General features: G+C 60.2%; 20 protein-coding genes. 4 read left to right on the top strand and 16 right to left on the bottom strand.

The window, feature by feature from the left end:
* Nucleotides 1–5: 5 nt before the first annotated feature.
* Nucleotides 6–608 carry a cysteine hydrolase family protein gene (locus Q0Z71_RS05720; RefSeq protein WP_298019483.1) on the bottom strand — a complete coding sequence of 201 codons (603 nt, stop codon included), beginning with the start codon at nt 606–608 and terminating at the stop codon, nt 6–8.
* 22 nt (nt 609–630) lie between these two features.
* Nucleotides 631–1,890, bottom strand: a complete 1,260-nt coding sequence (codB, locus tag Q0Z71_RS05715) for a cytosine permease (protein ID WP_298019481.1) — start codon at nt 1,888–1,890, stop codon at nt 631–633.
* A gap of 449 nt (nt 1,891–2,339) precedes the next feature.
* Here codB and Q0Z71_RS05710 point away from each other — a divergent pair, with 449 nt between their 5' ends.
* Nucleotides 2,340–2,972, top strand: a complete 633-nt coding sequence (locus Q0Z71_RS05710; RefSeq protein WP_298019479.1) for a hypothetical protein — start codon at nt 2,340–2,342, stop codon at nt 2,970–2,972.
* A 67-nt stretch (nt 2,973–3,039) separates the two neighbouring features.
* On the opposite strand, the gene Q0Z71_RS05705 is transcribed toward Q0Z71_RS05710, so the two are convergent.
* The 7 genes from Q0Z71_RS05705 to Q0Z71_RS05675 form a co-directional block, all read right to left on the bottom strand.
* The gene (locus Q0Z71_RS05705; protein ID WP_298019477.1) at nt 3,040–6,096 is read right to left on the bottom strand and encodes an S-layer homology domain-containing protein; all 3,057 of its coding nucleotides are present in this window, start codon (nt 6,094–6,096) and stop codon (nt 3,040–3,042) included.
* A gap of 338 nt (nt 6,097–6,434) precedes the next feature.
* The gene (locus Q0Z71_RS05700) at nt 6,435–7,712 is read right to left on the bottom strand and encodes a DNA glycosylase AlkZ-like family protein (RefSeq protein ID WP_298019475.1); all 1,278 of its coding nucleotides are present in this window, start codon (nt 7,710–7,712) and stop codon (nt 6,435–6,437) included.
* Between the two features lie 101 nt (nt 7,713–7,813).
* Complete coding sequence (locus Q0Z71_RS05695; RefSeq protein ID WP_298019473.1) at nt 7,814–8,143, bottom strand: hypothetical protein; 330 nt, start codon at nt 8,141–8,143, stop codon at nt 7,814–7,816.
* 186 nt (nt 8,144–8,329) lie between these two features.
* Nucleotides 8,330–8,923 (bottom strand): TetR/AcrR family transcriptional regulator C-terminal domain-containing protein, encoded by a 594-nt coding sequence (locus tag Q0Z71_RS05690; RefSeq protein WP_298019470.1) that lies wholly within the window; start codon nt 8,921–8,923, stop codon nt 8,330–8,332.
* A 150-nt stretch (nt 8,924–9,073) separates the two neighbouring features.
* Complete coding sequence (locus Q0Z71_RS05685) at nt 9,074–9,652, bottom strand: hypothetical protein (RefSeq protein WP_298019468.1); 579 nt, start codon at nt 9,650–9,652, stop codon at nt 9,074–9,076.
* Nucleotides 9,646–11,628 (bottom strand): M56 family metallopeptidase, encoded by a 1,983-nt coding sequence (locus tag Q0Z71_RS05680; RefSeq protein WP_298019466.1) that lies wholly within the window; start codon nt 11,626–11,628, stop codon nt 9,646–9,648. Before Q0Z71_RS05680 ends, Q0Z71_RS05685 begins: the two co-directional genes overlap by 7 nt.
* A gap of 4 nt (nt 11,629–11,632) precedes the next feature.
* A complete protein-coding gene (locus Q0Z71_RS05675) occupies nt 11,633–11,998 on the bottom strand; it encodes a BlaI/MecI/CopY family transcriptional regulator (RefSeq protein WP_298019464.1) in 366 nt (121 codons plus the stop codon).
* Between the two features lie 341 nt (nt 11,999–12,339).
* Between Q0Z71_RS05675 and Q0Z71_RS05670 the strand changes: the two genes are divergently transcribed.
* Together Q0Z71_RS05670 and Q0Z71_RS05665 are read left to right on the top strand one after the other, a co-directional pair.
* Nucleotides 12,340–12,498: a hypothetical protein gene (locus Q0Z71_RS05670; RefSeq protein ID WP_298019462.1), complete on the top strand. Its 159-nt coding sequence runs from the start codon at nt 12,340–12,342 to the stop codon at nt 12,496–12,498.
* 106 nt (nt 12,499–12,604) lie between these two features.
* Complete coding sequence (locus Q0Z71_RS05665; protein ID WP_298019460.1) at nt 12,605–13,438, top strand: deoxyribonuclease IV; 834 nt, start codon at nt 12,605–12,607, stop codon at nt 13,436–13,438.
* A gap of 80 nt (nt 13,439–13,518) precedes the next feature.
* Here the strand turns inward: Q0Z71_RS05665 and Q0Z71_RS05660 are convergent, their stop codons facing one another.
* Nucleotides 13,519–13,725 (bottom strand): helix-turn-helix domain-containing protein, encoded by a 207-nt coding sequence (locus Q0Z71_RS05660; RefSeq protein WP_298019458.1) that lies wholly within the window; start codon nt 13,723–13,725, stop codon nt 13,519–13,521.
* A gap of 93 nt (nt 13,726–13,818) precedes the next feature.
* On the opposite strand from Q0Z71_RS05660, the gene Q0Z71_RS05655 reads away from it, so the two are divergent.
* Nucleotides 13,819–14,001 (top strand): hypothetical protein, encoded by a 183-nt coding sequence (locus tag Q0Z71_RS05655; RefSeq protein WP_298019456.1) that lies wholly within the window; start codon nt 13,819–13,821, stop codon nt 13,999–14,001.
* Nucleotides 14,002–14,086: 85 nt separating this feature from the next.
* On the opposite strand, the gene thiD is transcribed toward Q0Z71_RS05655, so the two are convergent.
* The 6 genes from thiD to Q0Z71_RS05625 form a co-directional block, all read right to left on the bottom strand.
* Complete coding sequence (thiD, locus tag Q0Z71_RS05650; RefSeq protein WP_298019454.1) at nt 14,087–14,893, bottom strand: bifunctional hydroxymethylpyrimidine kinase/phosphomethylpyrimidine kinase; 807 nt, start codon at nt 14,891–14,893, stop codon at nt 14,087–14,089.
* Nucleotides 14,894–14,985: 92 nt separating this feature from the next.
* Nucleotides 14,986–15,636 (bottom strand): HAD family phosphatase, encoded by a 651-nt coding sequence (locus Q0Z71_RS05645; RefSeq protein WP_298019451.1) that lies wholly within the window; start codon nt 15,634–15,636, stop codon nt 14,986–14,988.
* Nucleotides 15,629–16,291: a thiamine phosphate synthase gene (thiE, locus tag Q0Z71_RS05640; RefSeq protein ID WP_298019449.1), complete on the bottom strand. Its 663-nt coding sequence runs from the start codon at nt 16,289–16,291 to the stop codon at nt 15,629–15,631. Before thiE ends, Q0Z71_RS05645 begins: the two co-directional genes overlap by 8 nt.
* Entirely contained in the window at nt 16,272–17,099 is an 828-nt protein-coding gene (gene thiM, locus Q0Z71_RS05635; RefSeq protein ID WP_298019447.1) for a hydroxyethylthiazole kinase, read from the bottom strand. The genes thiE and thiM overlap by 20 nt, the downstream gene beginning before the upstream one ends.
* Nucleotides 17,100–17,108: 9 nt before the next feature.
* On the bottom strand, nt 17,109–17,606 hold the full coding sequence (thiW, locus tag Q0Z71_RS05630; RefSeq protein WP_298019445.1) for an energy coupling factor transporter S component ThiW: 498 nt from the start codon (nt 17,604–17,606) through the stop codon (nt 17,109–17,111).
* A complete protein-coding gene (locus Q0Z71_RS05625) occupies nt 17,603–17,908 on the bottom strand; it encodes a thiamine-binding protein (RefSeq protein ID WP_298019443.1) in 306 nt (101 codons plus the stop codon). The genes thiW and Q0Z71_RS05625 overlap by 4 nt, the downstream gene beginning before the upstream one ends.
* Nucleotides 17,909–17,927 lie beyond the last annotated feature (19 nt).

Below are 17,927 nucleotides of genomic sequence, written 5' to 3'. Positions count from 1 at the left end.
GGCGGTCAAAACTTGGCGATGACTTTGTCGCTGGTGGTGACGGCGCCAAAGTGTGTTTCGATATCCCACAGGGTGGATTCCTGCTCCCGGGGGCCGGTGGCCCGCACGCAGTCCTTGGGGACGATGACGTTATAGCCCAGGAAGAAGGCGTCGTGGCAGGTGGAGCGGACGCAGATGTTGGTCACAACGCCGGTGACCACCACGGTCTTAACGCCCAGCTCCCGCAGGACCAGGTCCAGGTCTGTCTGATAGAACCCGCTGAAGCGGCGCTTCTTGATGCAGTAGTCCTCCTCCTGCGGGGCCAGTTCCTCGACGACCTCGGCGCCCCAGGTGCCTTCGATGCAGTGAGGCATCCGTTTGTCGAACTCCTTATCATACTTGCCCGCCCGGTGGCAGTCGTTGACGTAGATGATGGGATAGCCGTGTTTACGGCCCTGGGCGATCAGGTTCGCGATGGAGTCATAGACCTCCCCGCCCTCTTTCAGCACCATGCAGCCGCCCTCTTTGCAGAAGTCGTTCAGCATATCCACGATCAGGACCGCGGGCTTTTCTACGGTAAAATCGCTGCCGTCATCAACAAAATGTTCAGCAAATCCTTTTTCAGACATGATAATTGTTCTCCTTTCAAATTCAAGCGTTCTTCTTGTTCTGCGCAACATCAAAAATAGCCTTCACGATAAAGGCAGCCACGACACAGTTAATGGCGGGCAGGCCCATATTGATATAGGACACCAGGAAACCGGCGATCCAGGCCACAAAACCGCCGACATCCGCCGGGGGCAGGCTGTCCAGGTCAGGATAGCCATTCTTGTATTTCAGCACATAGTCTGCCAGCATGATGCCGACAACCGGGGGCACTGTGGAGGACAGGAAGTTGATGTAAGTGCCGAACATATTATAGAAGCCGATGCAGGCAAAGACAATACCCAGCAGGCCGAAGATAACCACCAGAGTCTTCCGAGGCATCTTGATAACGCTGCTCAAGCTCATGGAGCCGGAGTAGACGCAGCCCTGGGCGGTGGACCAAATGTTCAACACCATGACGATGAAGGCAGGAGCCAGCAGGCCCTGGAGAGCCAAAACGCCCATGATGTCGGGGTCATTGTAGACCACAGCGCCGATAGCGCCGAAGAATACCATAAAGGAGTTACCGATCATGATGGTGATGATCATGACAACGATGGAGGTCTTGGCGTCCTTGGCAAAACGCATGATGTCGGGGGTGAACATGACGGAGCCGACGGCGTAGGAGCCGACGCCCAGAGAGACGGCCTTGGCGAAGGACAGGGTATCCTCCTTGACAATGGCGTTCATGCCGGCGATGCCGCCCACGTCCTGGAACGCTCTGACGATGGAGATCACGCCGAAAATCAGAATGATCGGCACGGCAATATTGCTGAGGATGTTCATCCATTTGGTACCCTTCATGGCGGTGAGGGTCATGCCCAGGCCGCCCAGAATGGCGATGGGGAGGATGGGCAAGGCAGTGAACAGCCGATGGGCGGAGTCACCGATCAGGTAAGCATCGATAGAGAACCAGCCGATGGTGGTGATGGCGACGATGACGATGGGGACCCAGGTACCGGCCCGGCCGAAGCTGTAACGGCTGAGGAGGCCAAAGGACAGGCCGCTTTTGGTGGCGATCACGCCCATGATGCAGGAGAGGATCGTCAGGATCAAGCTGCTGACCAGCACGGCTCCCACCATCTTATTGAAGGAAAGACCGACACCGATGGTACTGCCCGCCTGCATACTGGTGACAACAAACACGTAGCCAAGAGAAATGATCAGGGCGGACATAAAGGGTTTGCGGGCGGACATGGGTACCGCGGATTTACTGTATTCATCATCCTGTGCAGCTTCCGCATTGACTTTTTTGTTTTCGTCCATAATTCTAGTCCTTTCCTATAACATAGATTTTCAAAGCCCGTCCGGATCGTTCTTTGAATAATTGTATTATAAGGCAAACGTGTTTGTCTTTTCAAGTTGTGCAGAATGTCCAATCCCTTCCCCTGGGGGAAGGTTTTCCCATGTAGAAAATATATGATACAGAGTTTGTCCGGCCCCGGTAGTCGTTTTATAAAATATGTGTATTTATGCATTCTGTTTTTCTGTAAAAATCTTTTGGGACGTTGCCGCGCATCGTGCAACTTTGGGCCTTGGGGCGAGAGCTGTGAGGGCCTTTTTCCAGGCCTGTCAAATTTCGTTTGGTTCACTGAACCACTCGTAAGGAGCCAGCGCGACAGGCTCTTGTGAGATCCGCCCAGTTCCCGCCAATTGGAAAGAGGCTTTTGCGGCAGCTGTCTGGTAAATAAAAGGAGGAAGAGGAGAGACTCGTTTTGCAGCAAACAGAACATTATCAACTGAACCAATGGGAACTGGATGACCGCATCCAGATGGAGGATTTCAACCATGACAACCAGAAGGTGGAGGCGGCCCTGCACGGCTTGGCGGAACAGACCGCAGGGAAGGCCGACGCCTCCACAGTGAACAGCCTGACCGCCCAGGTGAGCAAAAAGGCGGAGAAAACCGCATTGGCGGCGGATGTGGCAGCCCTGCGGGCGGAAAACCTGTGGGTCAAGCTGGGGGAAGCGACGCTGACTAAGGCGGCCGCCGAATTAAGCGTCACGGTCCCCAATGCGGAGCTTTACGACTATTTTTACTGCCAATACAGGACTGCTGGTCCGCGAGAGCTTCAATTTTTCAGCGCCAATTGGACCAATGCTATCCTCTCGTTAACCGACCCTGCCATTCAGGTCGTCGGTACAGCAGAGGTCATCCGGTGCAGCAAAGCCGGAGCCCTGTTTCGCACGGAGGGCATGAGCAACGATGGAGAATACTCCCGCTCTATTAGCAAAAAGGCCATGACTGACAATTTTGACCCCAGCGGTTCTGCAATTTTCAAGCTAGTCAGCAAAGATGCAAATCTAGCGGCAGGCTCCCGGCTGCTGCTGTATGGTCTGAAAAAGTAAAAGAAGCCCCCGGACGTAAGTCCGGGGGCTTGCTTTTATATCAGATCATATCTGATGTGCGCGGGAATCAGTAGGTCAGCTTGCAGGTGCCGATACCGTCAATGGCAACAGTAGCATAACCACCAATCACCACAGAACCGTTCTCGAAGTGGACCTTCAGGAAGCCAGCGCCAGCAAAGTCGGCATTGTAACCATCCTGATCCTTATGAACGGCATCATAGTCCAGAATGTTCAGGGCGATGGGATAGCCCTCTTCAGTGGTGGGCTCGAAGGTCTGGCCGGCAGTCTTCATGGAGATGTCCTTCGCACCGATTTTCAGTGCATTCAGCTCCTCAACATCCAGCCACTCGTCCTTGATCAGATTGCCATCCTCGCCATAGGTGTGCTTCAGGACAGCGATCTGAACATTGCCCTTGGTGCTGCCCGCCCAGGCGTGGATATCATACTCAGGCTTCTCCTCAGGATCTTCCCCGTCATCTCCGCCATCGACATTGACAGAGTAGATGTAGACCAGTTCAGCAGTCTCTTCATCCTTTTCAACGACGCGGACGTACTTGGTATAGCCGTCCTGATCCTTCATATCGTTGATGTTGCCATCGGAAATGCTGATCTTATCCAGATCGCCGTCCTTGTCCAGCTCAACATCGACCAGAACGAAAATGGTATTTTCATCGGTGTCATACTGGTTGGGCTTCTTCTCATCGTCCTCAGTCCAGAAGGCGTCGATACCAGCAGCGGAGACGGTCTCGAAGGGCACTTTCTCCTCGGTAATCTTCTCGATCCCGGTGATGTACTGCTCATCGACGACCTTGGTGGCCTTATACAGGACGCCCTTTTCCAGAACAGTGCTGCTGGCGTCATAAGCGACATACACGGAGCCCTTCTCACCGTTGGTATAGGCGTTAAAGTACTCCCAGTAATAATCGCCGTCATACTTCAGGGACTCACGGGTATTCTTGGTCAGCATGAAGTAGGTGGAATCCTTATCGTAGATGTCACCCTCGATGATAAAGACGATCTCAGCGATGGAGTTCTTCTTGTTGCTGTCTTTGGTAACAACAGCCAGCTGGGCGTTCTCCACATTGGGAACTTCCTTGTAGCCAGTGTAAGCCTTGCCGCCTTCGATGTCGACAAAGATGGTCTTGTTGTCCACGATGAAGGTGGTGCCATTGGCGGTGATGTAAGCCTTGCCGTTGAAAATCTTGGTGCCGTAGGTCTCGCCATCCCCGGCTGTGCCAGAGGTGATGATCTCCTTGAAGTTGCCGTCAGCGTCCTTGGCGGGCAAGAAGGTCTGCTCGACTTTGGTCAGGGTATACACACCCTTGTCGCTGGCGCTGTATTTCCAGATTTGTTCATCAATGGAGCTCTTGTTGTCCTTGATATAGTCGTCGTCGCACCACACGATAGACTGGGTATCCTTCTTGCCGTCGGCCTTGGTGTAGTTATACTTGCTCTTCACATCGACCTTTGCGGTGGTGGCGTCATCCAGAACGGCCTTGGCGACCCAGTCCTTCAGCTCTTCGTCGGAGTCCTTGACGTACAGGTATCTGGTGGCATCCTCTTCAGCCAGCTCGAAGGCCAGCACATAGCCGTTGGCATCCAGATACAGGACATAGTCCTTGCTCAGCTCGGGATGGACTCTGGTGCAGGGCTCATCCAGGTCATAGACCATGTGGTCCTGCTGGACAAACTTAGCGGAGCCGTTCTTCTTATCGGCATGATCACCGTCAGAGTAGGTGTACTTCTCGCCGTCGGCCTTTAGATAGGTATTGCCGTACACCGCATTGGTGACCTCGTCCTTAGCGGCATCGTTCTCAACGCGGGTGACTTCGGCGGTCACAGTCTCGGGCTCATAGACCTCGCCGATGACATACTCGTCGTCATCATCGTTCCAGTCAATGGTGAAAGCAACATAGTCGTCTTCCTTGTAGCCCTCAACATAGAAGGTCTTTTCATCCAGCTCCTTAGCGCCCTTGGACAGGGTCTTGACAGTGATATACTCGCCGTCATCGTCGCTCTTGACCTTGGTGACCTGGCCCAGATAGTGGTTGATCTCAACAACGGTCACCTTCTCGGTATCGTTGTCAACATAGATCTCGGTGACAGTGCCCTCACCAGTGTAGTCCCACTCGTCGTCGGAGCCCTTCACAGGCAGGACAGGCTTCTTCTGTTCAACACCGTTGACATAGGCTTCCCAATCGTACTCTTCCACGATGGCCTTGCCCAGATCCTTGTAGACGTCTTTGCTGTCGGTGCCCTCGGTGTAGACATAGGTGGTCTCGATAGAGGGATAGGTGCCGATCTCAGACTTCTTCAGCTTCCAGGTGTTGGAAGGACGGCCATACATACCGTTGGTGATCTCCAGCTCCAGCTTCTCGAAGTACTTCTCTGCGAACTGGACATAATCGTCGTCCTTGATGTTGCCATCGGTCTTGGAGGCGATGTTCCACTTCACGTCGTTGGCGACGGAGTTGCCCACGATGACCTGAGCGCCGTTCACGTTGGCGGTGATCTTGGCGTCATACTCCACCATGGTGGCCTTCAGGGTGTTCAGCGCATACAGGCAGGCCTGCTCACGGGTGGCATAGTCGGTGCCGTTCAGGTCGCCCTTCAGGCCCTTGGTCAGGCCGATGTTCAGAGCGCGCTTGGCGACCTGGATGGACCAGTTGTCGCCAATGTAGCCCTCGATCTCGGCGTTGTAGCCCAGAGCGCCCAGCAGCATCTTCAGGAACGCATAGTTCGTCAGAGTAGCGGCGGGACGGAAGGAACCGTCAGCGTAGCCGGAGATGATGCCCTGCTGTGCGCAGTAGGCAATGTAACCGGCAAAGGTGTGGTTGATAGGGACATCCTTGTAAGGGGCCGTATCAGCGCGGAGGGCAGAGGCGGTGGTGGGGCCCAGGATCAGGTTGCAGATGATCTTGGCGGCAGCACCACGGGTCAGGCTGCCCTGGGGAGCGAAGGAACCGTCGGGATAACCGTCGATAACCTTCAGGGCGGACATCACGTCAACAGCTTCTTCATAGTTGATCTTGCTGTCGTCGGTGAAGTCCTTGGCGCCGGCGCTGACGGTGACCAGGGACATGACCATCACCAGAGCCAGAACCAGAGAAAGGAACTTCTTCATGGGGTGTTTTCCTCCTTTAAGATTTTTGCAAAACGCGCCAGCCTTCCCCACCTGCCCGGCAAAGGGAATCGGGGGCTAGCCAACCCCGGTGTCCCGGACAGGCAGGGAAGCGTCCGCCGCTTTCTGCAAGGTCAATCTACGATAAAAATCCTTGATACACAAGGGTTTCGGCTGTCTTTTAACGGAACTGAAAACCGGCATATAATAAGTAACTTCCGCTTGCCAGGAGGAAATAACTGACAGAATTTTTTGGGTGGTCCAACTGTAACACGGTAATGCGGCGGCGCGCAAAAAGAAGGAGCCTTGCAAACCGTCTTGCAAGGCTCCTTTTCCGGAAGCTATTCCGCCCTTCGCGTCTCCTCTGTGGGCAGGGCATACCGCTGGCCGGACTGGACCAGCTCGCCCGCCTCCACCAGCCGCCGCAGCACCAGCGTGCACTGCTTGGGCTGGATGTGCAGCAGCTCCGCGATGTCCTGGCGGTAGGCGAAGCCCGCCCGCTCCAAATACGCCCGGATGGCGGTGAGATGCCGCTCCGGCGGTACCACCGTGCCGGGGAGGTAGTATTTTCCGCCCACGCGGACCAGCCTTTTCTGCTCCGTTAGCCGCCGCAGCCGGGCGTGGGCAGCGGTCTTGGACAGGCCCAGCAGCTCCATCACGTCTCCCCGGGAGACAGGCCCCTCCTCCAGGACCCTTTCCAGAATACGGGCGTCCTCGCTCTCCCGGCCCTCGTTTTTCCGCAGGTCCCGCAAGAGGATGTGCTCCATGCCGCCTCGGATCAGCGCCGCCCGGGTCATCCGGGACAGCCGGGGCAGGTCCACCGGCCTGCGGGACTGATCCGTCAGCAGGACGTGGGCGTCATCCGCCGGCACGCGGCGGACCTGGATGTCCTCCAGCAGGCGGCGGACCGCGTTGGTCAGGGGGATCTCCCGGTCCGGCAGCACCAGGCGGTTCTGCGCAAAATCGACCTGGTCCCAGGTGAGGGCCACGATCTCCTGGGCCTGGAGGCCCATCTGCCACGCCAGCCACAGGGCGAGACCCGCCGGGGTGTCCCGCTCCGCCTGAAGGATCTTCCACAGCTTAAATTCATCCACTTGGGGCGCGGCTTCCCGGCTGGCCCAGGCGGCGCGCTTCGGCACATAGCCGGCAAACCGGGCCTGCAGCGCCGGAACCTCCACGCCGCTGACGCGGGCCACCGTGGGCCAGTCCTGGGTCTCCAGCTGGCGGATGATCCAGTCATGGCGCAGGTCCATCAGGCGGACCTCCTTTTGGCCGCCCCGGTCCAGCGCCTGCCGCGCCAGCCGGGAAATGGACTCCGGCTGCATCGGCCTCCTGCTCCGGGAGGACAGGACCACGTACTGTGACCGTTCCCCATATGCCTCATGGAGCCGCCAAAGACATCCCCGCATCTCTGGGGCCAGCGGGACCATGCGGTCCGGCAGTTCCAGGCGGTCGTCCAAAAAGGAGACCTGCTCCCAGGTTAGGCCGGCGATCTCGTCCCGGGAAAGGCCCTCCAGCCAGGCCAGCCGCAGGACAACGCCCTCCGGACCGGTCTGCTCCCGCTCCAGGATCCGGCGCATGGCGGCCTCCTCCGGCCGGTTCACAACATATTCCCGCACGACGTTCCCCCTTTTGTCCGGGCCGCCGTTTGGTTATCATTGCATGACAAACCAGGCGGATTTTTGGAAAAATCCGCCTGACTTCCGCAGCGCGGCCCTATTCAGCATTCGGTAGGTCTCAAGCGTGATGCGGCAGGAACAGTCTGAACGCCGGTCAGGTCCCAGCAGCCGTGCCGGGTGATAAGGCCGCCGGTGAGCCGGCCGTTCTGTACGGTGAAGATCGCGTCATAGGGCTCCTGATCCACAGGCGAGCGCAAAGTGCCTGAGATCAGGTACTTTCCGCTCTTCAGCACACTGCCGGAAAAGCGGCTGCAATGCCCCAGCAGGCTAAAGGACCCGGACACCACCTGCGCATTCTCCTGCAATAGCAGTTCTCCGGCCCGAGGCCCCAACTGGCTTTGCAGGACCACTGTGTAACAAACTTTTTTCACAACATCACTCCTGTGCGGCACATTATATGGTGGCCCAATTTTTTCAAAAACGGTCAATTTCTGCAAAAACGTCTGTTTTTTGACAAGATTTTAAAATTGTCAAAATACCGTGTGTCCGCTGTCATCGCATAAAAAACAAGGACAGGGGGAAATCCCTGTCCTTGCCCGACATTTTTTGTGTAGTTTTCAATTTTGCGCCTCCCATTGCGGGATGCTCAGCCATACGGCGCCTATGGCCTCTTTTTGGATGGCGCTCTCCATCAGCCCGATCACACTTTCCGGCGGCTGGTCCAGGTCTCCGCAGAGCCATCCCTCCATCAGCGCCAGTATGATCGTCTCCTCGCAGGCCAGCCGCGCCCGCTCTGCCTCCGGGTCTCTGGACACACCGCAGCGCTGCCGGTAATAGGCCATGGTTTTTTTCAGCAGCTGGAGGACGGCGTCCTTCAGGACCTCCCGCAGGCCGTTCCGGCCCCGGCTTTGCAGCAAGGCCAAATAATAGCTCCGCTGCTCCTGGGTATAGGCCAGCAGGTCCCGCAGGGCCTGCTGCCATGTCAGGCAGTTCTCCTGCCGCAGGAGCAGGCGTGCCCGCTCCTGCCGGAGGGACCAGTCAAACAGTGCATATACATCCGTGAAATGGTAATAAAACGACTGCCGCCGGATGGCGCACAGGTCCGTCAGCTCCCGGACCCGGATCTGATCCAGGGGCTTTCGTTTCAGCAGTTCCCGCAGGGCGCTGTCCAGCCCATGCTTTGTCCGGTCTTCTCTGATCTCCACTGGCATAGGTCACCTCCCGCCCGGTATTTTTATAAGCATACCTCGCGCATTTCCCTTTCGTCAAGAGGCGACAGTCTTTTCATCTTTCCGGGAAATTCGGAAAAAGACAGCCTTGCGGCTGTCCTTTTCGCATCTTTTGGAGGGATCGTGCCCCGCCTAAGGCGCTCCGTCCGGCGCCGGATCCCCCTGATAAAACTTTCGCAGGGCAAACAGCGCCGCCATCAGGCACAGGCCCGCGATGAGATACACCACCGCGGAAGCCGCCAACATGTACCCCGATATCCTCCCCAGCCACGCTCCAGCCTCTATCAAAATCCCCATGCCGGTCAGCAGGAGCGTCTGGAGCGTCCGCCAGCGGAGGAGACGGCGGTGGATGCCCGCATAGCTGTATGGCTCCGCCAGGGCGGCGCAGTCGGTGAGGAACTGGAAGTGGAAATACATCTGCGCCACCGTGACGATCAGGTCCAGGGGCACAATGTGTCCGTCCACATCGACCCCCGCCCAGGACGCCAGCCAGTCCGCGCCGCTCCAAAGCAGCAGCAGGATCCCCAGCGGCCGCAGAAGGGCCAGGTCCCGCCGCTCCGCCTTCAGCTTTTCAATGGCGGAGAGGAACAGCAGCCAGCCCACGAAGCGGGGCAGGATGCTGACGGTGCCCAGGTTGATATCCAGATAGAGGAACAGATATCCCCAGGCGGCCCGGGAGAGGCCGTCATAGATGTCTCTTCGCGCTACCATCGGGGCTGCCCTCCTTTCAGCAGGGGCAGCGTCAATTCCGCCTCCAGCCTGTCGTTGACATAGAGGTCCGCCGCGTAAAACCGCGGCGGGTCAAAGCTGTTCCCGTCAAACGGGGCGCTGCTTCCTCCGCCACCCATAAAGACCGTATCCTCCCAGTCTCCGCTGATGCTCTGGCTGGCCCAAAGCTCTCCGCCGCCGGAACCGCTCACCTCTCCATATGACCTGCGCAGCTGGGGCCGCTCCAACAGGGAATCCGTGGGCGCGGCGCTGACGCCCACCCGCCAGATCTCCGCCTTGTCCGCCTGCTCCCCCACATAGCGGCATTGGATAAGGTGCGCCCAGTTCACCCTGTCAAATTCCGCGTTCGGTTTGGGCGTCGTGTCAAGCCGGGAGGAGGCGCCGGAGAGCCAGCTCATATCATGGTCCTCTTCCACGGTGTTGTCCACCACAAACACCTGTTGATACCGGGCCACCACCATAAACCCGCCGCCGGTGCTCTGATACACATAGGCCGGCAGGTCTTCGCAGCCCCAGCTCCACCCCAGTTCGTTAGCCGTCTCCACGGTTCGGAACGGCTCCTGGGGCAGGACCACCCAGCGGTCCGCCTGTTTCTCCGCCCGCACTCTCTGGGTACCCAGATAGGTGCGGCTTTCTTCCGCTGGCAGGCCATTCGGCGGGTAGTTCAGCTCCACCACCAGAAGGCCCTCATAGGCCTCCCGGTCCGCAGGCTCCAGATTGTAGATCGAATAGCCGGCCTGGGTATTGGGCCAGCAGGGGAGGCCGGAGTCCCACCGGACGTTGGGCCACTCGCTGCGGTCCGCCGCCTGTTTCAATTCCTCCGCCAGCGCCGCCTGTTCCTCCAGGGGAGCGCACATGGCCCGGTAGACTGCGTTCTGGTCCAGCACCGCCTTGGCATAGGTGTCCAGCGCTCCGGCATAGGTGGTGCAGGGGGTGGTCCGTGCGGAGGCCAGGACGGCGGAGATGTCGATGCCCCAGGGGACGGAATAGCCGCCCTCGTAGACGCCCTTGGCCCGGGCGCCCAGCAGCAGAGGCACCGCCAGCGTCACCGTCACGCATACCGACACCAGCGCCATCCCCGCCGGATATCTTTTGAACCGGGCGATGGCCTGGATGCGCCGCCGGATATTTTTGCCGCCGTTGGCCATGGAGGAGGTGCCGGGGACGCGGGCGTACCGCTCGTCCGCCATGGACAGCAGGATGCGGCCGTAGTCCCTGCGCGCCTCTCCCTCCAGCCGCTCCAGCACCCTCTGGTCACAGCGGGCCTCCAGATCGTTGCCCGCCCGGCCAGCGCAGATCCAAAGCAGGGGATTGCACCAGTGGACGCACCGGAACAGGCAGATCACCAGCCCCCAGGCGGCGTCCCTGTACTTCAGGTGCAGCAGCTCGTGGAGAAGGACCTTGTCGTCCACCGCCTCCCCGGCGGGCAGGGCCAGCACCGGCCGGAACACCCCGCAGATAAAGGCGGAGGTCAGCCCCGGCACCTCCACCGCGGGGCAGACCGGAAGGCCGTACCGCTCCGCCACCGCCCCGATCTGGGCGGCGCGGTCCTCTCCGGCGGGCGTACCCCGGCGGAGGGCCATCCGCAGGCGGAGATAGGTGGCGGCATACCGGAGCAAAAACGCCAGCACGCCCGCCGCGTAGACCGCGTACAGCCACTCCGCCGCCGTTTCCGGGACACGGAGACGGGGCAGGGGAATGGGGGCAGTGACCCGCGTCAGCGAATAGTCCCCGCTGAAAACCGTCTTGACCGTCTCCACCAGCCAAGGCCAGTTGAGCAGCACATACCGTCCCCCCATGCCCGCCGGGACCAGCAGCACCAGTCCCAGAACGCCCCAGGCGGCAAACTGCCACCGGGGCGGCAGCTGGTCCCGGAACATGGCCTTGACCACCAGAAGCAGCGCCGCCACACCGGAGGCCGTCAGTGTTTGGAGGAGAAAGCCCCAAAGATCCGTCACAGCCTCACACCTCCATCTCGTCCAGCAGCTTCCGCAGCCGGTCCCGCTCCTCCGGAGAGATGTGCTCCTCCCGCAGAAAAGCCGCCACCAGGTCCCCGGCGGAGCCTTGGTAGACCCGGCGCAGAAAGCTGTGCCGCTCCCAGGCCTGACAGGCCTCCCGGTCCAGCGCCGCGCGGTAGATGTGGGGGCAGGCTTCCTTGTCGATGGTCACCAGCCCCTTGGCCTCCATGCGGGTGAGATAGGTCAGCACGGTGTTCCGGCTCCATCCGGTATCCGGCCGCAGGGCGTCCGACAGCTCGCCCAGCGTGGCGCCTCCGGTGCTCCACAGGGCCGTCAGCACCGCCCACTCCCGTTCAGACAGCTTTGTCATGGCGTATTCCTCCTACAAGTGTAGTACATGCATTTATACTACACTTGTAGGAGGCTCTTGTCAACAAAAAAGAACCGCCCGGAGGGCTGTTCTCCCAGTTCCCGGTCACGCCCGCCTTTTTCAAGGCTCCGGCCTCCGCCGGGGGACAGACAGGCGCTCCGGTGAAAAACCGCATAAATTTCTGAAAATCCCGTCTTTTCGCCCTGCCGCCCCCTGTTTTTTCAATTCTTTTCAAAATTCCGGAGCCATCGACAAATTCAGACAGGATATGCCCAAATATTTGTGTATGATAAGGATGTTCTTCCCCATATTTTGTGGTCATTCAGAAAGGATGATGCCAAATGAAGTCTATCGCCAAAGAATATCTTTTGCTGTTCAACGCCATCACCGACACGGAGGAGGCTTTGTGCCAGCTGCGGACCAGGCTGATCGAGATCCAGCAGCAGGCAGAGGATCTTTTTCTGGAAGAGGAGATCTCTGTCACGCAGGAGGCCAGCTGACCAAAGTGTCCCCGCCGTTTTCGGCGGGGACGTTTTGTTGCATTTCCACCGGACAGGCGGCGTTTTTTCTGGTATACTGAAAAAAATCACACATGGGAGGCATCTTATGCTGCACATCGGCTGCCATCTGTCCTCCTCCAAGGGGTTTGCCGCCATGGGACGGCAGGCTCTGGAGCTGGGGGCGGACACCTTTCAGTTTTTCACACGGAATCCCCGGGGGAGCCGGGCCAAAGACCTGGACCCCGCCGATGCGGCGGCGCTGGCGGATCTGATGCGGGAGCGCCGCTTCGCCCCCATCATCGCCCACGCGCCCTATACCCTGAACCTCTGCGGAAAGGAGGAGGCCAACCGCGTCTTTGCCCGGGAGACCATGGCCGATGACCTCCGCCGGATGGAGCACATCCCCGGGCAGTACTACAATTTTCACCCCGGCAGTCATGTGGGGCAGGGGACGGAGACCGGCATTGCCTACATCGCCAAGGGTCTGAACGCCATCCTGCGGGAGGACCAGTCCACCACGGTCCTGCTGGAGACCATGGCGGGGAAGGGCAGCGAGGTGGGCGGCCGGTTTGAGGAGCTGCGGGCCATTTTGGACCGGGTGGAGCTGTCGGACAAGATGGGCGTGTGCCTGGACACCTGCCACGTCTCCGACGGCGGCTATGACATCATCCACGACCTGGACGGCGTGCTGGCGGAGTTTGACCGAATCATCGGCCTCCACCGGCTGAAGGCCATCCACCTCAACGACAGCCTGAATCCCACCGGCGCCCGCAAGGACCGCCACGCCCGCATCGGCGAGGGGTGCATCGGCCTGGAGGCCCTGTCCGCCGTGGTGCGGCACCCGGCGCTGAGGGACCTGCCGTTCTGCCTGGAGACGCCCAACGAGCTGCCGGGATATGCGCGGGAGATCGCCCTCATGCGGGAGCGGGCGGCGCTGTAAAGGGAAAGCCTGCCGTGAGCCGAATGGCTTGCGGCAGGCTGGTTGTTCCATAGGCTTCCATCGTTCTCCTAAGATCCGTTTTACTGCGGCTTGTCTGAAAGGCCCAGTAAATAGTCTACGGTGACATGATAAAATTTTGCCAGCATTACGACCTTTTCCACAGGAATCCTGATTCTCCCACTTTCATATCCAGAATATGTCCCCTGCTCAACTCCCAGATATTTTGCAACTTCGATCTGCTTGATATCTCGGTCGATGCGCAATTCTCCAATTCTGCGATAATACATACCATCACCTCGTGATGATACCATACAATATTTATAACACAAATATTGACAAATATTTGTGTCACGAATATTATTGTAGATGAGGTGATAAATATGCCGCGATATCCCAAGCACGACGACACCGTCTGCGGAAACTGCGCCCATTTTCTCCGCCACTATGTCCGGGATGGCTCCCGGTACATCTCCCTGTCCATGGGCCACTGCATCTGCCTGCGGACAAAGGACCGGGAGGAGGGCAGCACCTGTCCCTCCTGGACGCCCCGGAAGCCGAAATAGCAGAGGGACCGCCGCCGGCGGTCCCTCTGCTTTCTATATGATCAGGCAAAACCTCCGGCTGGGCCGGAGGTTTTGCCTGATCTGGTCACTGCTTCTCGATCCGGTATTCCGGTTTGAGGTCAAAGGCGTGGTCCATGGGACCGGAGCCATGGCCCAGGTCCAGCATGGCGGCCAGGGCGCCGGAGATATAGGTCTTTGCCCTTTCCACCGCCTCGTCCAGGCCGTATCCCTTGGCCAGGTTGGCGGCAATGGCGCTGGAGAGGGTGCAGCCGGTGCCGTGGGTGTTGGGGTTCTGTATACGCCTGCCCTGGAACCACTTGCCCGCGCCGTCCCGCCACAGCAGGTCGTTGGCGTCATTGAGGTTGTGGCCGCCCTTGCACAAAACCGCGCAGCCGTATGTCTCACTGATGCTCCGGGCGGCGGCCTCCATGTCGGCGGCGCTCTCGATCTTCCTGCCGGAGAGGATCTCCGCCTCCGGGATATTGGGCGTGACAACGGAGGCCAGGGGCAGCAGCTGCTTTTTCAGGGTGTCGATGGCATCGTCCCGCAGCAGCTTGGAGCCTGCGGTCGCCACCATCACCGGGTCCACCACGATGTGCCGCGGACCATACTGCCGCAGCTTGTCCGCGATGGTCTCGATCAGCGGCACGCTGGATACCATGCCGGTCTTTACCGCGTCGGGGAAGATGTCGGTAAACACGCAGTCCATCTGCTCCGCCAGAAAGTCCGGTGTGACCTCCATGATGCTTTTCACGCCGGTCGTATTCTGCGCTACCAGGGCCGTGACGGCACTCATGGCAAATACGCCATTCATGGTCATGGTCTTGATATCCGCCTGGATACCGGCGCCTCCGCTGGGATCGGTCCCAGCGATCGTCAATGCTGTTCTCATATCGCTTCTCCCTTTTGCATTGAAGTTTTTTTACGCGGCGCAAGGTGGTGCCCCCAATGTGCCGCGGGGAGGGTCTCCCCTCCGGAAATCGATTACAGTGCCCGGGCGGCGTCCGTCCAGGTGAGGACCGTCTCGTCGGCCAGAGCCGTCAGCTCCTCCCAGTTTCCCGCGCCGGCGGAGTCATAGACCGCCACCGTGTGGAACCCGGCGGCCTTGGCGGTCCTGGCGGCGTACACCGCGTCCTCAAATACCGCGATGTCCTCCGGCTCTGCGCCGAAGCGGTGTGCGCAGGCAAAATACACGTCCGGCCGGTCTTTCCCCGTTCCCACCTCCTCGCAGGAGAGCAGGAATTCAAACCGGTCCGCCACGCCCAGCCGCTCCAGGCAGGCAGCCATCAGCGGCTCCGCCGTGGCGGAGGCCACGCACAGCCGCACGCCCCGGCGGCACAGCCCGTCCAGATAACCGGCCGCCCCCGCTTTCAGCGGAATATCCCGGCGGTAATGCCCGTCCATGATGGCGTTCATCTCCGCCGCCACGCTCTCCGGCGTGCCGGGGATGTTGCACTCCCGGATAAACAGAGCGGAGGACTCCGTCATGGTCATGGGCTTGATGCGCTCCAGAATGGACTCCACGCCCTCCGTCACATTCCGGCTGGCCAGGAACTCCCGGCCCAGCCGCTGCCAGAAGGACATGGAGTCCACCAGGGTGCCGTCCATATCAAAGATGGCAAACCGTTTATCCACAGCCGCCCACCATCTCCCGGGACAGCGCCAGCAGCCGGGCCGTGGCCGGACCGGGTTCAGCCGCGCCGAAGATGGCGGAGACCACCGCCGCGCCGTCCACGCCGCTGCCCTTCAGCCGCAAAATATTCCTTTCACTGATGCCGCCGATGGCCACCACGGGGATGGCCACGGAGGCCGCGATCTCCCGCAGGCGGTCCACGGTCATGGAGCGGGCGTCCTTTTTGGTGCTGGTGCCGAAAACAGCGCCCACACCGATGTAATCCGCCCCGGCCCTCTCCGCGGCCACGGCCTCTTCCACCGTGCCGGCGGAAATGCCCAGAATTTTGTCCGGGCCGATCATGGCCCGGATATCCCGGCCCCGGATATCGGACTGGCCCACATGGACGCCGTCGGCGCCGCAGGCCAGGGCGATCTCCACGCTGTCGTTCACTACAAAAGGCACGTGATGGCGGGCGCACAGCGCCTTCAGCTGCGCCGCCTCCCTCTCAAATGCCTCCGCTGCCAGGTCCTTCTCCCGGATCTGCAAGAAGGTCGCGCCGTTTTCCAGCACAGCCTCCACCACCTCCGGCAGGGTCTCCCCCGCCTTCAGCCACATGCGGTCCGTCACCGCATACAGCAGCATGGCGCTCCGAATCTCATCCCTGGTAAAGCTCATAATGCACCCTCTCCTTCATGTCTGTTTCCGTCAGATTGAATACCGCGTCGATCAGGTCGGTGCGGAACGTGGCATTGCCGGTGCCGTTTTGCAGCCGTCTGGCCTCTGCCAGCTCTCCGGCCACGCCCATGGCGGCCATGGCGGCGCAGGCGGCGTCAAAGGGCGCCTCCGGCGCAGCGGCACAGAAGGCCCCCATCAGCGTGGTCAGCATGCAGCCGCTGCCGGTGATCCGGGCCATGGTGGCGCAGCCGTTGCGCAGCACGGCGGTCCGCGCTCCGTCGGACACCACGTCCAGCACGCCGGAGACCGCGATGACCGTCCGCAGCTTTGCCGCCAGACGCCGCATCAACTCCACGGACTGGGGCAGGTTCTCCTCTGTGACGGCATCCAGAGCGGTGACATCCACACCGCTGCCGCCGCTGCCCTGCCGAGCCAGGCCCCGGATCTCAGAGGCGTTGCCCCGGATCGCCGCGAACCGGACCTCCCGCAGCAGCCGGGCGGACTGCTCCCGCCGCAGCGTGGTGCCCCCGGCGGCCACCGGGTCCAGCACCACGGGGATGCCCAGCTCGTTGGCCCGCCTGCCCGCCAGGACCATGGAGTCCACGTGCTCGATGGCCCCCAGGTTGCAGACCAGGCCGTTGGCGCCGGACACCGCCTCCGCCGCCTCACGGGGGTCCATGGCCATGGTGGGGGAGGCCCCCACTGCCAGCAGCATGTTGGCGCAGTCATTGACGGTGACGAAATTGGTAATGCACTGTACCAGCGGAGCCCGCTCCCGGACCCGCTTCAAACATTCATAAAGCTCCATACCGGCCCCTCACCTTGCCAGCTCATGCTGCATCCGGTCCAGCACGCCGGTGCGCTTCAGCATCAGGACCACCGCCACGCCCATCAGCGCGCCCATAACGGCGGAGGGGGTATAGAAGGGGATGTAGTAATACCACTCCTGGGCATCCAGGCCGTAAAAGGCCTTCATCAGCGGATAGGCGGTCAGGGCGCCCAGGATCCCGGTGCCAAAGACCTCGCCCACCGCCGCCATCCAGACGCTGTGGGTCTTCTCATACAGCAGTCCGCCCACGATGGGGCCGAAGACGGCCCCCACCACCGCCTGGATGGTCCGGCCGCTGAGCATCCGCAGCACGCCGCACAAAAAGGCGGCGGCACAGGCGTACCAGGGCCCCAGCAGCACGGCGGCGATCACATCCACGAAGTGCTGAAAGGGCGCCATGGAGGGAAAGTAGACAAAGGTGCACAGCACGAAAGAGAGACAGGCCAGCATGGCCGTCAGGACCAGCTTCCGGGTGGAATACTTCATTCGTGTCCCTCCTCCCGGTGCTTGGCGGTCTTTTCCTCCATGGTCAGCACACCGGCGGGGGCGTAGTTGATCTTCACATAGGTCATCACGCCGGGCACACCGGCCTCCACGCAGACCTTGGAACAGCCCTTGACGATCTCCATCAAGGTGTCGTAGTCCCCCTCCACGGTGGTCTCAAAGGGACCCACCTCTGTGTGCAGGCCAAAGGACTTGATATAGGCGATGACCTCGTCCACCGCGCGGACGGTCTCCTGGTTGGTCGCTACTTTGGGCAATACCTGAATGGCAACACTTGCGTTCATCATAGTTCCTCCTTGTTCC

The organism is uncultured Dysosmobacter sp. (assembly GCF_947631635.1).
Classification (GTDB): domain Bacteria; phylum Bacillota; class Clostridia; order Oscillospirales; family Oscillospiraceae; genus Oscillibacter.
This window is presented reverse-complemented; position numbering and strand designations above follow the sequence as displayed.